This is a genomic window from Nonomuraea cypriaca (assembly GCF_015645445.1).
Lineage (GTDB): Bacteria > Actinomycetota > Actinomycetes > Streptosporangiales > Streptosporangiaceae > Nonomuraea > Nonomuraea cypriaca.
This window is the reverse complement of sequence record NZ_JADOGI010000252.1, coordinates 1-14,434: the sequence shown is the minus strand read 5'-3', so window position 1 is coordinate 14,434 and position 14,434 is coordinate 1. Positions and strand designations below refer to the sequence as shown.

Genomic DNA, 14,434 nt, shown 5'->3' with positions numbered 1-14,434 from the left:
GCGCAGGTCGTCCAGGGTGATGCCGTCGCCGGTGACGGTCACCGCGGACGGCGTGTGCTCGGGGGCGTGGCGGCCGGCGACCAGGCGCAGGAACCACTCGGCGGGGGCGGTCAGGACGGCGTCGGGCTCGGCGGGGACATCGGTGATCGTCACCGCCTGGCGGATGTCCAGCCCGAACGACCGGTCAGGGCCGGTGGTGCGTACGGCGACGGACGCCTCCCTGCCGCCGAACCCCTCCGGCTTGCCGAGAAAGCCGAGCATGCCACCCACCTGGTCGAGCAGCAGGCCGGCGGCACCTTCCGCGAGCGTCGCCGCGGGGTCGAAGGCGACCTTGACGTCCCAGGCGTGGTGGGCGAGCTCGCTCAGCCGCATGCCGGTCAGGGTGGCCACGCTGACCGGCTCGCCGGGGAACCACAGCCCGATCCGCAGCTCCTCGCGCGTCCGCGCGTCGAGCCCTTCCAAAAGGCGCGTCAGCTTCTCGTTCGCGGCGACGAACGCCTCCGCCCGCTCGGCGGGCGACATGCCGTCCCAACGCGCCCACGTGGCCCGGATGAACTCCATGGCCGGGGCGCCGGTGCCGGTCACCGCCCCGTCGAGCGCGGCCAGGTTGATCTCGGCGCTGCTGCCCAGGTGGCTCAGCACCTGCGAGACATCCCATTCCGCGGCCCCCGACGGATGAGTCAGGTCGTCGTCGCCGAATCCCTTCACGAGCGCCACCAGATCATCGAGCTCGGTGCGTATTTCGCTGATCGTCTGTTCTGCCCGGCCGGTCATCGCGATCTCCTGTCCATCGGGCACCGAACGCCTCGGCGCGCCGACGGCAGGCTACTTCCCCACCCGCCGCCCGTGCCAGCACGTGTTTGCCGCGAATCCGCTGCGCGGACGGCTGGCGATATGCGTCATGCATTCCATGTGTTAAATGCACATTGTGTGTATGATGCATGTTCGCTTGGGCGATGCGCAGGCCGGCCAACGCGGGAGGCGAGAAAGAGCATCCATGGACAAGTCCACACACTCGATCGAGTACGAGACCATGCTGCTCGGGCGGTATCGGCAGTTGACCGCGCCCCGGCTTCGTTCCGACGGCGACCAGCTGGACCGTAGCGCGTACATTCTGCTCAGCAGGCTGGAGATGGACGGCCCGATGTCGATCGGGCAGCTCAGCGACGCGTTCGGGCTGGACCCGTCCACGCTCAACCGGCAGACCTCCGCCATGATGCGGGCCGGGCTGCTGGAGCGCATCCCCGACCCCGACGGGGGCATTGCCCGCAAGTTCCGCGTCACCGCGGAGGGCGGGCAACGCCTCCGGAGCGTGCGCGAACGGAACATCCGCGGCCTGGAAAGGGTGCTCGAGCACTGGACGCCCGAGGACGCCGCCGCCTTCGCGGACTACCTCAGGCGGTTCAACTGCGACATCGAGCGGCTCGAAGGGCGTCCCTGGCCTCGTCCGTGAATCCCGCTGCCGCCCCCTTCGCCCCAGCGTGGCAGTGATGTGCATCATGCATAAGTTGTGCATGGAACACGTCGTGTGTATGGTGCATCCGGGCTCAAAGCTAAAAAGGGGACACATGGTGCACTCTGCGACCAGTGCGCGCTCTGGCAGCGGGATCGCCAGTGTGCTCGCGGTGGCCGGAATCGTCGGCTCACTCATGCAGACCCTGGTGGTGCCGCTGGTCGGCGAACTGCCGAGACTGCTCCACGCCACAGCGGCCGACGCCTCCTGGGTGATCACCATTACGCTCCTGGTGGGTGCGGTCGCCACCCCGGTCGTCGGCAAGCTCGGCGACCTGTACGGCAAGCGCCAGATGATGATCGTCTGCTCGCTGCCGCTCGTCGCGGGCTCGGTGGTGTGCGCGCTGAGCGGCTCGCTGATCCCGATGATCGCCGGGCGTGGCCTGCAGGGGCTGGGTGTGGGCATGATCCCGCTCGGTGTGAGCGCGCTGCGCGACCTGCTGCCGCCCCAGCGGGTCGGGCCCGCGATCGCGCTGATGAGCTCGTCGATGGGGATCGGCGGCGCGCTCGGGCTGCCCATCTCGGCGGCGGTCGCGGAGTACGCGGACTGGCGGATGCTGTTCTGGGGCTCGGCCGGGCTGAGCCTGCTGGTCGGCCTGCTGATCTGGCTGCTGGTGCCGCCCACGCCCCCACGCGCGGCGGGCCGCCTGGACCTCGTCGGGGCGATCGGCCTCGGCGCGGCGCTGGTCAGCTTGCTGCTGAGCGTGTCCAAGGGCGCCGACTGGGGCTGGGGGAGCGGCTCCACGCTCGGGCTGCTCGGCGCCGCCCTGGTGATCGTGCTGTTGTGGGCCTTCTGGGAGCTGCGCGTCCGTGACCCGCTGGTGGACCTGCGGGTCACCGCCAGGCCCCAGGTGCTCTTCACCAACCTGGCCTCGATCCTGGTCGGCTTCTCCATGTACGCCCAGTCGCTGGTCGTCATGCAGATCCTGCAACTCCCCGAGGCGACGGGATACGGCCTGGGTCAGTCGATGCTGGCCGCCGGGCTCTGGATGGCTCCGTCCGGGTTGATGATGATGGCCGTCTCCTCACTCGGCGCCCGCCTGTCGGCCGCCCGCGGACCCAAGACGAGCCTGTTCGCCGGCGCGCTGGTCATCGCGCTCGGATACGGCGCCGCGCTGGGCCTGATGGGCTGGTCCTGGGGGCTGATGATCGCCAGCAGTATCGGCAGCATGGGCGTCGGCCTGGCGTACGGCGCGATGCCGGCGCTGATCATGGGGGCGGTCCCCCAGAGCGAGACCGCCTCCGCCAACAGCTTCAACACGCTGATGCGCTCCATCGGCACCTCCGTGTCCGCCGCCGTGGTCGGCGTCGTGCTGGCCCAGATGACCGTGACGATGGGCGGTCGCACCCTGCCCGCCGAGTCCGGGTTCCGTGTCGCCCTGCTGATCGGCTGCGGTGTCGCACTGCTGGCCGCACTGGTGACCCTGACCCTCCCCAAACCCCGTACCGGCGCCGAGGACCCCCGGACCCGCGGCGAGGAGCCCCGTACCGGCATCGCGGAGCCTCGGATCGGGATCGAGACGGTCCCCCAGCGCGCGGCCGGCGCCCCGACGGCGTACCAGGGTGCGGCCGGCAGCGTGACGGCGTACCGGAGCGAGGCCGGGATCGAGACGGCCCCACAGCGCGCGGTCGGCGCCGAGGCCGCGTACCACGCCCGTGCCGCGGCGCCCTGGCCGGTCGTCCCGGCGATTCCGGAGATCGGGCACGAGGAGCTGGGTCCCTGGGAGGACGCGTTCCGCGCGCCCGGAGGCGACCGTCCTCCGGTGCGGGTGGCCCCGTTCCACCCTCAGGACGCCGGCGGCGGGTTGTCCGCCGACGAGCGGGCCGAGCTGTTGTGGCTGCGCAGTGAGAACGAGCAGTTGCGCGGCGAGCTCGATGTGTTCATGCGGAACGCGGCCATCTGGGTCAAGAACCTGGCGGACCGCTGAGCAGTGGCGTCAGGCGTTCGGCGGCCCGGTGCTGTTCGGCCGGGGATGATCGGTATAGCGTCAGGCGGAATATCATCCCCCTCCAAGGAGACGCAAACCGTGCGATCCCGGTTGCCTGCCGCGTTGGCCGCCTCGATGGCCGTCGCGGCGGCCATCACCCTTCACGCTCTCCCCGCCGCCGCCCGCCCGGCCGCCCAGGCAGCCTCCATCGCGGCCCAGGACGACCTGCTGGACAGGCTCAAGGCCATCCCCGGCCTCACGGTGGTGTCGGAGTCCCAGCCGGCCGGCTACCGGTTCTTCGTCCTGTCCTTCACCCAGCCGATCGACCACAGAAACCCGCGCAGGGGGACCTTCCAGCAGCGGCTCACCCTGCTGCACCGTTCGGCCGAGGCGCCCGTCGTCCTCTTCACGGGCGGGTACGGCCTGCCCGCGAACCCCACGGCGTCGCGTACCGAGCCGACCCAGCTGATCGACGGCAACCAGGTCTCCGTCGAACACCGGTTCTTCCGCTCCTCGCGCCCGGCACCGGCCGACTGGGACGACCTGACCATCTGGCAGGAGGCGACGGACGAACACCGGATCGTCGAGGCGCTCAAGCCGATCTACTCGGGGAAGTGGATCCAGACGGGCGCCAGCAAGGGCGGCATGACCTCCGTCTACCACCGGCGCTTCTACCCCGGCGACGTGGACGGCGTGGTGGGCTACGTCACCCCCAACGACCGGGTGAACCCCCAGGACCACGAGTACGACGACTTCTTCGCCGGGGTCGGCGACGAGTCCTGCAGGACCGCGCTGGAGAACGTACAGCGTGAGGCGCTCAAGCGGCGTGGCCGGATGGTGGCGCTGCTGGAGGCGGACGCCGAGCGCAACGGCTACACCTTCACCAGGACGCTCGGCACCGCGGACCGGTCGTTCGAGATGACGGTCCTGGACACGGCATGGGCGTTCTGGCAGTACTCCTCCGCGGCGGACTGCGCCGCCGTGCCGCCCGCGACCGCCACGGACGCGGAGCTGTACGCCTGGATCGACAACGTGGCCTCCTTCGGCTTCTACACCGACCAGGGCCTGGACTACTACACGCCGTACTACTACCAGGCGGCCACCCAGCTCGGCTGGCCCGACCTGAGGTTCGAGCACCTGCGCGGGCTGGCCCGCTACCCCGGCCTCTACCAGGCCAACTCCATGATCCCCGCCGAACTCCGGTCCAGGCACGACGCCCGGCCGATGCTCGACGTGGACCAGTGGGTGCGTACGCGATCGGAGCGGATGATGTTCGTGTACGGGGAGAACGACCCGTGGAGCGCCGAACGGTTCACCCCGAGCCGCCGCGACTCCCACCTCTACGTCGTGCCCGGCGCCAACCACGGCGCAAGCATCGCACGCCTGCCCGAGGCGGATCGCACGGCGGCGACGGCCACCCTGCGACGCTGGGCGGAGGCCGCGCCGCAGGAACGGCGGGTCCCGGAGGCGACGGCCATCCCGGCCGACGACATGCTCCCCGACCGCCACACCCGCTGACCGGCCCGGGGCGTGGGACGCCTCAGCCGAGCTCCAGGACGACCTTGGTCCAGCCGGGCTCGCGGCGGTCGAACGCCTGGTAGGCGTCGATCACGTGCGGCAGATCCTCCTGCTGCGTGAGCACGGTGGTGGGATCGGCGCCACCGGTCGCGATCTTGCTGAGCAGGCGGGGAGCGTAACGGCGGTGGTCACAGTTGCCCGCCTTGACGGTGAGGTTCCGGTTCATCGCCGTGCCCAGCGGGAAGGTGTCGAAGCCGGGCGGGTAGACGCCGACGATGCCGATCGTCCCCGCCTTGTCGACCATCTCCACCGCCCAGTTGAGCGCCTTCGCGGGCGCGTCGCCCGGCGACGCGCTCTCGGGGCTCAGCGCTTCGATGCCGACCGCTTCGATGACGCGGTCGGCGCCGATGCCGCCGGTCAGGTCCTTGACCGCGGCCACGGGGTCCTCGGCGGTGTAGTCGATGGTCTCGGCGTTCTGCAGGCGCGCGGTCTCCAGCCGGTCGGCGTTGCCGTCGACGATCAGCACGCGTCCCGCGCCCTGCATCCGCGCCGCCAGCGCGGCCAGTTGCCCGACCGGGCCCGCTCCCAGCACCACCACGACGTCGCCGTTGCCCACCTCGGCCAGCCGGGCGCCGAACCAGCCGGTGGGGAAGATGTCGCTGACCATGACCGCCTGCTCGTCGCTGACTCCTGGCGGGATGGGGACCAGGACCGTGTGCGCGTACGGGATGCGCGCGAACTCCGCCTGCAGCCCGTCGAACGCTCCCGTGGCCGCGGGGCCGCCGAAGGACGCGGTGCCGGCGGCCGGCCCGCCGGGGTTGGCCACGTCGCACTGGGAGAAGTAGCCGGCCCGGCAGTAGACGCAGTGTCCGCAGGCGATGGTGGAGCAGACCACCACCCGGTCGCCCGGGTTGAAGTTGCGTACCCGCGGGCCCACCTCCTCCACGACGCCGACCGCCTCGTGGCCGAGTACGGTGCCCGGCCGCATGCCCGGCATGGTGCCGTGTACGTAGTGCAGGTCGGTCCCGCACACGGCGCTGGTCGTGATCCGGACGACGGCGTCCTCGGGTTCGCGGACGACGGGGTCGGGAACCTGCTCAAGGCTGATCTTTCCGACGTCATGCCAGACGAGTGCTTTCATGGCTTCTCCTCCTTGGCGTCCGTCCTCTGCTCTCCGACCCCCTGCCCCCTGGGGGCCCAGTAACCCCGGACGGAAAGAGAGCCGGCGGCTCTGCCGCTCGGCTCTCATCGGGCTCGACCTACCACCAGAATCCATCGTCCCAGAAGCCCCAGCCGCCCCACCACCTACGACGGCGGCGCAGGCAACGGCGACGGCGGCGTCCGCGGCGGCGAGGGCAGCCTTCCTGGTAGAAGTCAAGCTGAGATGCGTGCATTCCAGCCATGATTTTCTCCCCCGTTGACTTCTCTCAATTCGGACTCTAGCCCCCAAATGGTGATAAATCAGGGCATTCCTGGCGATTTCAAGGAGGTTTGACGGCGATTTCAAGCGGGGATCGCCTGGCCGTTCAACAGAGCGGGATCAGCCCAGCGGAGTGCTCTCCGAAGGGGTGGACTTGGGCAGGCCGTCGCACGCCTTGTGGGGCGCGGGGGCGTGGTCGTCGAGCTTGCCGCAGCGGACCACGGGCACCGGGGCGCCCCCGGGACCGAGTTTCATGACGGCGATCACCTTGTCGTAGGGCTCGTGAGCCGGGCCGTGGAAGTCGATCACGCCCGCGGATCCCGCCTAGGCGTTGTCCCCGGTCGTGTCCTCGAGTTCGTGCTGGATCTGGCCCCTGGTGGGCAACTCGTCCTCCCGGAGCTCCGCGGCGACCTCCGAGGTGTCGTAGACCCCGCTGACCGCCTGGTAGACGACGCTGATGGCGTCGTACGCCAGAATGAGGTGGTCATCTGACATGTCCATGAGATTGCCGCTCAGCAGATACCTGGCGAACTTCGTCGGTTTGGCGGGGACGGGCGACTTCCACAGCGAGCGCTGCGCCAGCGCCAGATAGTAGACCTCGACCTGCTGCATCCCGGCTATCTCATAGCCGTGGTGCGGCATCACCTTGACCACGTCGTCACCCGCGATCACCGTCACCGCGCCGCATCGCCTGCCCTCGACGGCCGTGAGGAAGTCGAGGAAGTCGGAGGCCCGCCCGGCGTAGAAGATCACGTCGGGCGTCTGCCTGCATGCCTCGCTCGCCGCCGGGGGCAGACCGCCATCCTCCGAGTACGGCAACTCGGCCCTGAGCTTGAAACCCTCACGCAGCACCGCGGCCTTGAAGTCGTCGGCCAGGTTGCTGGTGTACTGGTCCTTACTCGTTCTGTCCTTGACGATGACGGCCTTGATCCGGCGCTTGCGCGGCAGGAGCGTCTTGGCGAACCGCGCCCCCAGCCAGGCCTCGCGGAAATTGGTCGGGCTCACGTGGAAGTAGTAGCGGGAGGGCGTCCCCGGGGTGCCGGGCCTGGGGATCGTTCCCATCATGTCCGCCGTCGCGGTGCCCGACACCATCGGGATCTTCGCCTGGTGCAGCTCCCGGATCGCGTCGCTGACCCCGGTCAGGCTGCGCGCGAGACCCACCACGCCCATGAGCCGCCTGTTCCGCTCCGCCATCTCGACGACGAGCCGCGCCACCTCGCCCGCCCTGCCGAAGTTGTCGCCGCCGTTTGCGACCAGGACCCGCAACCGCGGTGAGCTCCTGATGTTGCGCTGGTAGTACTCGACCGCCGCCAGCTCGGACAGCGCGCTCACGACGCGTGGGTCGTTGGCCGCGACGTTCCACGGTGAGTACTCGCCGAACAGGACCACGTCGACGTAGTGGCCTGACTTCCCGGCCCGCTCGTTGTTGTCGTCTATCCTCCTGAGCCATTCCGAGACCTGCGCGTTGAACAGCTTCTCGGGCGACCGCGCGTTCGCGTTGACCACGCCTACGCACTCCTGACCGGTCCATCTCGCCCAGGACCTGCCGCCGCACGTGTTCCGCCACTGGTGGTCGACCCAGGCGGCGCCGGTGAGCGGCAGGATCACCAGGACGGTCATGACCGCCGACCAGTAGCCAAGGGCGCGCCCGCGCCGGGGCCGTCGTGGCGGGAACGCCGTGGCCTCAGGAGGTTCCGTGACGTGGACGTACAGCCGCAGTTTGGGCACCCGCAGGGCGGCCTCGGCCAGCCACCGCAGGACCGCGTCGGGAAACCGCCCGAGCCCCACCGGGTCGCGCCGCGCCGCCGGCACGCCGTCCGGCGCCATCGCCACCACGACCACCGGGGCGAGCAGCCCCGTCGTGTCCGTGGTCTCCTCCAGGATCCGCAGGAACCTGGAGTTCACTCCATCCGGATCCGCCACGTCCAGGACGACGAGGCCGTAGCACTCCCGCCCCCAGTTCGGCCACGGCAACACCCTCTTCTTGTACGCCTCCCGCAGGTCCCTCAGCAGCGCGTGCACCAGCAGCGGCTCGATCTGGTCGTCGTCCTCCTCCGCCAGGCGCAACGCGTAATGGGACAGCCGCCCGAAACCCCGGCGCCTGACGTACGGCTGCCTGCGGAACCAGCCGAAGAACAGCGCCCCGGTGATCGACAGCAGTCCCTGGAGCGTGGTGCCGACCAGCGCCACCACCAGGCCGACCGCCCACGGGATGAGGCTCACGAGGTTGTCCATGGGGATGAGGTCGGTCTCCATGCCGGACAGCCAGACGGCCAGCGTGCCGACCGGCACCCAGGTCGCCGCCGCCCTGGCCAGGAAGTCGGCGGAGGTCCTGGTGCTGTGCTCGCCGCCGTACTTGCTGCGCTGCCAGCTCCTGAACCGCTGCCTGAACTCCCGGTGGCCGGCCTGCGTCCGCAGGCGGGGCGGCCAGTCCGCGCCGGAGCCCGCGGGCGGGCGCTGCTCGCGCGCCCAGATCACGAACTGGGCCAGCGGAAAGCGGGGCGGTGGCAGCAGCGAGCCGCCCACCGGCTTGCCCAGCTGCCCGGCCAGCGACTTGACCAGCTCCAGCATGGTCGGGTGGGCTCCGTCGTCGGCCCTGGCGAACGGCACGCCGTCCTGGAACGATCCAAGCATCGCCTCGACGGCGGCGGAGGCGTACTCGCCGGAGACGCACACCACCGGGAGCGGCGGATCGGGGCGCCAGAACGGCGGCCGGCGGATCAACCGCTCGATGACACTGCGTAGATCGCTCACCAGGAAACCCTTCCAGCAGGCCCCATCCCGGTGGCTCATGATGTCTCATGATCTGGGCCCGCGTCCGGATGTTTCCAGGTCTCCCGCCCAAAGAGCCGAAGAGCCGGCCGCTGAGACGTCGCTCACATTCCCCGGCGGGACGTCACGCTCCGCATCGCGCCGGCCCTCTCAGGAGACGACATGACCAAGGAGAGATCATGACCGTCACCACTGTCGGACGTCTCGTCGCAGAAAAGCCCGTCGCCGCCTTCCGGAAGGGATGAGTCCGCCATGCCGACCGCCTACGTCGTCACCGCACTGGTGACCATCGCCTTCAACACCTTCTCCGGACTCGCGGCCATGACCCGGTACGCGCCCATCATGCGATCCCTCGGCCCGGCGCTCGACCGGGTCGGCGTGCCGGAGTCGTGGCTGGTCTGGCCGATCGGCGCGCTCAAGGCGCTGGGCGCGCTGGGACTGGCGCTCGGCCTGCTCGGCGTGCCCCTCATCGGTACGGCCGCCGCGACCGGCCTCGTCCTCTACTTCGTCTGCGCCGTCTACACCCACCTGCGGGTCAGTGACTTCGTGCCGCAGTTCTACCTGGCGATCGTGTTCCTCGGCCTGGCGGTCGCCACCCTCGCACTCGACCCCGCCCTGGTGCTGGACACGACGCGCTGATCCTCCTGCCGACGTCCGCCCCGGTACCTGGGGTACGTCTCATCGTGGCCGGTCGTGGATCGAGCCCGGCGCGTCCTCCACCGAACGGATCTCGCTGAACAACCTGAGCGTCACCGGTCGCGGCCGATGCCACGCCGCCCCGGGCAGGCGCAAACTCCAGGAGGAGAACGACGTCTCCAGAACGATCTTCGTATAGGAGTGCTCGCCCGGGACCCGGGTGCACAGGACGAAAACGGGCCGGCAGACCTCATGCCGTCCCAGCCGCAGCCACGCCTGCTCGTCGACGTCGAGATCCGCCGCCTCCCACGACGGTACCTGGGGCCCGTCCCAGTGCGGCGGCAGCAACAGCCGCAGCGCGAACCCCGCGAGCGCGCCGCTCGGGCGCAGGAAGAAGGAGCCGCTGACCCGGGGGAGCTCCTGCGTGAGCCGGCCTCCCGGCGTGCTCATCGACAGCGTCGCCTCGGTGGCGTCCATGGCGATCCGCCACGCGCCGGGATCGGTGTACGAGGAGGCCATCAGCATCTCACCCCCGCTGTGCTGCCGACTCCGTGCCCGCCTACTACCCAAGACGGACCCCACCGCCCAGATGTGACACTCCCAGGCCCGGTTGTTTCCGACCACGTGACGCATTGGTCCGTGGAGTAGGTTGTGGGGAGGGTCTGAAAGCCAGGATTTTGCGGGCTATTTGTCGAAATAGTCGGACAGGTTGGCTTGGAGCCCGGCCGCGTACGGGGACGTGGCCAGGCCGGGTATGCGACCGCTGCGATCACGCTGTCCGATGGTCGCCTGATAGGGGGCCGCGATTGGAGTTCCGGGTGCTCGGCACGATGGGCGTGCTCGACGAGGGACGTCCGGTGGTGCTCACCTCCCGCCGCCAGGAGCAGTTGCTCGCCCTGCTCATCTGCCGGGCGGGGCGGGCGGTCACCGCGGAGACGCTCATCCACGAACTGTGGCGCGACCGGGCGGGCCCCGCCGCCGCGAAGAACCTGCAGGTGCTCGTGCACCGGCTGCGCAGAACGCTGGGCGATCCCGACCAGATCCGGCTCGACCGCGCCGGCTATCTGCTGCGGGCGCGTACCTCCGAGGTGGACGCCTGGCAGTTCACCCAGATGGCGGAACAGGGCCGCGCCGCGCTGGCGCGGGACAACGCCAGGACCGCGGCGTCCCTGCTGGGCAGGGCGCTGCGATTATGGCGCGGTACGGCCTTCGCAGGGCTGACCGGTATCGGCGCGGTCGCCCAGTACGCGACGCACCTGGAGCAGGAACGACGACACGTCCTCGCCGCCCGCGTGGACGCCGACCTGGCGCTCGGCCGGCATGCCGCGATCGTGCCCGAGCTCACCGCGCTGCTCGCCGAGAATCCCCTGGATGAGCCGACGGCCGCCCGCCTGATGACGGCGCTCTACCGCTCCGGGCAGCGGAAGGACGCCGCCGAGGTCTACCGGCGCACCAGGGCGGTGCTGGTCAGGGAGCTCGGGGTCGAGCCGGGACCGCAGCTTCGCGTGCTGGAGGAGGCGGTGCTGCGGGGCGACGCCGAGGTCGGCCCGGCCCGGCGTGCCGGCGTGATCGAGGCGCCCAACCTGCTGCCCCCGGACGTGCCCGACCTTACCGGCCGGGACCAGGAGCTGCGCCGGCTCACCGGCGCGCTCGGCGGACGGCGCGCCGGGTCGCCCGTGGTCTGCGTCGTCTCCGGCATGCCGGGCGTGGGGAAGACCGCGCTCGTCGTACGCGCCGGGCACGATCGGCGGGCGGACTTCCCGGACGGGCAGCTTTACGTGAACCTTCGCGGTGCGGGGCCAGGGCCGGTCGAGCCGCGCGAGGCGCTCGCCAGGTTCCTGCGCGCGCTCGGCGTGAGCGGTACGGCGATCCCCGAGACGGTGGACGAGCGGGCCGGGATGTACCGGGCCAAGCTGTCCGGCCGGCGCGTCCTCGTGGTGCTGGACGACGCCGCCGACGAAGGCCAGGTCGAACCGCTGATCCCGGCCGGCGCCGGATGCGCCGTGCTGATCGCCAGCCGGGCGCCGCTGACCGCGCTGCCCGCGGCGTACCGGCTCATGCTCGACGTCCTCGCCGACGAGGACGCTGTCCGCCTGCTGTGCACCGTCACCGGGCGGCCCCGGCTGGCAAGGGACCCGGCCGTCCGCGACATCGCCGCGCTGTGCGGGCGCCTCCCACTGGCCCTGCGCATCGCGGGCGCCCGGCTGGCCGCCCGCCCGCACTGGCCGGCTGCCCGGCTCGTGGAACGGCTCGCCGGCGAGCATCGCCGGCTCGACGAGCTCACTCACGGCCCGCTGTCGGTACGGGCGAGCCTCGCGCTCGGCCACTCCGGCCTCACGGCGCCCGGCCGGACGCTGCTGCGCCGGCTCGGGCTGCTGGAGATACCGCTCTTCGCCGGGTGGCACGCGGTGGCGCTGCTCGGGATCGGCGCCCTGGAGGCGGAGGACGCGCTGGACGAGCTCCTCGACGCGCAGTTGGTGGAGTACGCCGGCACCGACCAGGTCGGCGAGGCCCGCTACCGGCTGCACGACCTGGTCAGGCTGCACGCCAGGGAGCGGCTGGCGGCGGACGAGCCCCCCGCCGAGGCGGCGGCGGCCGAGGTCCGGCTGATCGGTGCGTACCTCGCGCTGGCCGAGCAGGCACATCGGCGGCAGTACGGAGGGGACTACACCGTGCTGCACGGGGACGCGCCGCGCTGGGACCCGGACCCCGCGACCCGCGACAGGCTGCTCGCCGACCCCGCCGGCTGGCTGCGTACCGAACGGCTCGGCCTGGTCGCCGCGGTGAACCAGGCGGCCAGGCGCGACCTGAGCGAGACCTGCTGGGACCTGGCGCTCACCGCGGTCACCCTGTTCGAGGCTCAGGGCCACTTCGACGACTGGGAACGTACCTCGCGCATCGCCCTGGCGACCGCCGTGCGCACCGGCGATCGGCGGGGGGAGGCCGCGATGCACCACTCCCTGGGCTCGCTCGCCATCTTCCGCCAGCGCTACGGCGAGGGGCAGCCGCACTTCGCCACCGCCGTACACCTCTTCGAGGCGGTGGGCGACCGCCACGGCCAGGCGCTGACCATGCGCAACGCGGCGCTGATCGACCGGATGCAGGACCGGGCGGAGACGGCGCTGCACCGCTACGAGCATGCGCTGACGATGTTGCAGGAGGCGGGGGACCGGCACGCCGAGGCCCACGTGCTGGGCAGCATCGCGCAGATCCACATCGAGCGCGGGCGGGCGGCCACGGCCGCGCCCCTGCTGGACCGGGCCCTGGCCGCGTACTGGGACCTGGGGGACCAACGCGGCGCGGCGCAGATACTCAACCGGATGGGGGCGATGCACCTGGCCGAGGGCAGGGCGGACGCGGCGGCGGCCGCCTTCCGTGAGGTGACGACGACGGCGCGCGCCAACGGCGACCTCATCGGCGAGGCGCACGGCCTGCTCGGCTGCGGCGAGGCCGCGCTCCTCGCCGCGGACCATGAGGCGGCCGGCGACCTGCTCCGCTCCACACTGTCGCTCGCCGCCGAGGTGGACCAGCCGTACCTGGCCGCCCGCGCCCGGCTGGCCGCCGGCCGGCTCGCCGCCCTGCAGGGAGAGCAGGAACGCGCATGTGAACTGTTCACCGCGGCGGCGGCCGGCTTCGCCGACCTCGGCATGCGGGTCTGGCACGACCGCGCCGCCGCCGAGCTGGACGCCCTCGGCGAGTGTCAGGCGTTCCCGCGCTGACGGCTCACACCGAGCCGCCGTTCTTGGGGTTGCCGGTCCAGTGGCTGTCACAGTCGATCGGCTCCTCATGGGGGGCGCACCGGTGGTCGGGCAGGTCGGTCACCGGGGCCCCCACGAACGTCCCCGCCCCCAACGCCATGGCGATCAGTGTGACGCGCGCTGTCCTGCTTTTGCCAAGCTGCTTCAGACGCGATATGTCCATTCTCCCCGTCCTATTGTTCGTCGCGGCGTCCGCCTTGGTAGCAGGTCGCTCGCCGTCGGTCGTACCAATGTAGGGAGCTCCGGTTTCACGGCGGTTTCACCATCCGGCTCGTCGCCCGGGGCCGGAAACCCGCTCCCACCAGCGCCGTCGCGGGGCCCGGTGTCCGCCGCCCCAGCCCTTGTCCGTCGCCGCGTACTTGCCGCGAGACCTGGGCACCATGCCACAATCCGACCCGCCGCACGATGCCGTCGATCCCTGCGGAAGGAGGGTGAACATGGCGATCGAGGTCGAGGAGATCGAGTCGGTGAAAAGCACCGGCTTCGAGTGGGTGTGAGATTTCCGCGTCGGTATACGCCAGAGGGGAGGCGAGGATGACGATCGTGGTCGAGGAGATCGAGTCGGTGAAGAGCACCGGCTTCGAGTGGACCTGAGATTCCCACGCCTGGGACACGCAGGAGGGAGGCGAGGATGACGATCGAGGTCGAGGAGATCGAGTCCGTCAAGAGCACCACCTCCGAGTGGTACTGAGCTTGCCGCGAAGCTGACATGCCAGAGGGGAGGCGAGGATGACGATCGTGGTCGAGGAGATCGAATCGGTGAAGAGCACCAGCAATGACTGGCACTGAGACGACCGGGGAGCACGCTGATGACGCTGGAGGGACGCATGGGGTGGCGGAGGCGTGCCGGGGTGCCCCGGTCGGATGAGCAATGTCCGGTGGGCGGGCCG

At 70.9% G+C, this 14,434-nt stretch carries 12 protein-coding genes; 5 read left to right on the top strand and 7 right to left on the bottom strand.

Translation table 11 applies throughout. The features are described 5' to 3' along the window. Window positions 1-774: maleylpyruvate isomerase family mycothiol-dependent enzyme (locus tag ITP53_RS46830; protein WP_195901944.1), on the bottom strand; the 774-nt coding region annotated here is incomplete at its 3' end. A gap of 223 nt (window positions 775-997) precedes the next feature. Between ITP53_RS46830 and ITP53_RS46825 the strand changes: the two genes are divergently transcribed. The 3 genes from ITP53_RS46825 (at window position 998) to ITP53_RS46815 (ending at window position 4,958) form a co-directional block, all read left to right on the top strand. Then, window positions 998-1,453, top strand: a complete 456-nt coding sequence (locus ITP53_RS46825; protein WP_195901943.1) for a MarR family winged helix-turn-helix transcriptional regulator — start codon at window positions 998-1,000, stop codon at window positions 1,451-1,453. A 115-nt stretch (window positions 1,454-1,568) separates the two neighbouring features. Beyond that, window positions 1,569-3,440: an MFS transporter gene (locus tag ITP53_RS46820; RefSeq protein ID WP_195901942.1), complete on the top strand. Its 1,872-nt coding sequence runs from the start codon at window positions 1,569-1,571 to the stop codon at window positions 3,438-3,440. A gap of 99 nt (window positions 3,441-3,539) precedes the next feature. Continuing rightward, window positions 3,540-4,958, top strand: coding sequence for a S28 family serine protease (locus ITP53_RS46815; protein WP_328818038.1), 1,419 nt, complete (start codon window positions 3,540-3,542; stop codon window positions 4,956-4,958). A 22-nt stretch (window positions 4,959-4,980) separates the two neighbouring features. Here the strand turns inward: ITP53_RS46815 and ITP53_RS46810 are convergent, their stop codons facing one another. From ITP53_RS46810 to ITP53_RS46800, 3 genes are all read right to left on the bottom strand, one after another. After that, window positions 4,981-6,099 carry an alcohol dehydrogenase catalytic domain-containing protein gene (locus ITP53_RS46810; RefSeq protein WP_195901941.1) on the bottom strand — a complete coding sequence of 373 codons (1,119 nt, stop codon included), beginning with the start codon at window positions 6,097-6,099 and terminating at the stop codon, window positions 4,981-4,983. 399 nt (window positions 6,100-6,498) lie between these two features. After that, the gene (locus tag ITP53_RS46805) at window positions 6,499-6,687 is read right to left on the bottom strand and encodes a hypothetical protein (RefSeq protein ID WP_195901940.1); all 189 of its coding nucleotides are present in this window, start codon (window positions 6,685-6,687) and stop codon (window positions 6,499-6,501) included. Window positions 6,688-6,702: 15 nt separating this feature from the next. Beyond that, window positions 6,703-9,171 carry an ABC transporter substrate-binding protein gene (locus ITP53_RS46800; RefSeq protein WP_195901939.1) on the bottom strand — a complete coding sequence of 823 codons (2,469 nt, stop codon included), beginning with the start codon at window positions 9,169-9,171 and terminating at the stop codon, window positions 6,703-6,705. A 231-nt stretch (window positions 9,172-9,402) separates the two neighbouring features. On the opposite strand from ITP53_RS46800, the gene ITP53_RS46795 reads away from it, so the two are divergent. Further along, window positions 9,403-9,789: a DoxX family protein gene (locus ITP53_RS46795; RefSeq protein ID WP_195901938.1), complete on the top strand. Its 387-nt coding sequence runs from the start codon at window positions 9,403-9,405 to the stop codon at window positions 9,787-9,789. Window positions 9,790-9,828: 39 nt separating this feature from the next. On the opposite strand, the gene ITP53_RS46790 is transcribed toward ITP53_RS46795, so the two are convergent. Then, a complete protein-coding gene (locus ITP53_RS46790; protein ID WP_195901937.1) occupies window positions 9,829-10,305 on the bottom strand; it encodes a hypothetical protein in 477 nt (158 codons plus the stop codon). 287 nt (window positions 10,306-10,592) lie between these two features. Between ITP53_RS46790 and ITP53_RS46785 the strand changes: the two genes are divergently transcribed. Then, window positions 10,593-13,505, top strand: coding sequence for an AfsR/SARP family transcriptional regulator (locus ITP53_RS46785; RefSeq protein WP_195901936.1), 2,913 nt, complete (start codon window positions 10,593-10,595; stop codon window positions 13,503-13,505). A 4-nt stretch (window positions 13,506-13,509) separates the two neighbouring features. Here the strand turns inward: ITP53_RS46785 and ITP53_RS59820 are convergent, their stop codons facing one another. Further along, complete coding sequence (locus ITP53_RS59820) at window positions 13,510-13,644, bottom strand: hypothetical protein (RefSeq protein ID WP_268961425.1); 135 nt, start codon at window positions 13,642-13,644, stop codon at window positions 13,510-13,512. A 148-nt stretch (window positions 13,645-13,792) separates the two neighbouring features. Beyond that, window positions 13,793-14,119, bottom strand: a complete 327-nt coding sequence (locus tag ITP53_RS46780) for a hypothetical protein (protein WP_195901935.1) — start codon at window positions 14,117-14,119, stop codon at window positions 13,793-13,795. Between the last annotated feature and the right edge of the window lie 315 nt (window positions 14,120-14,434).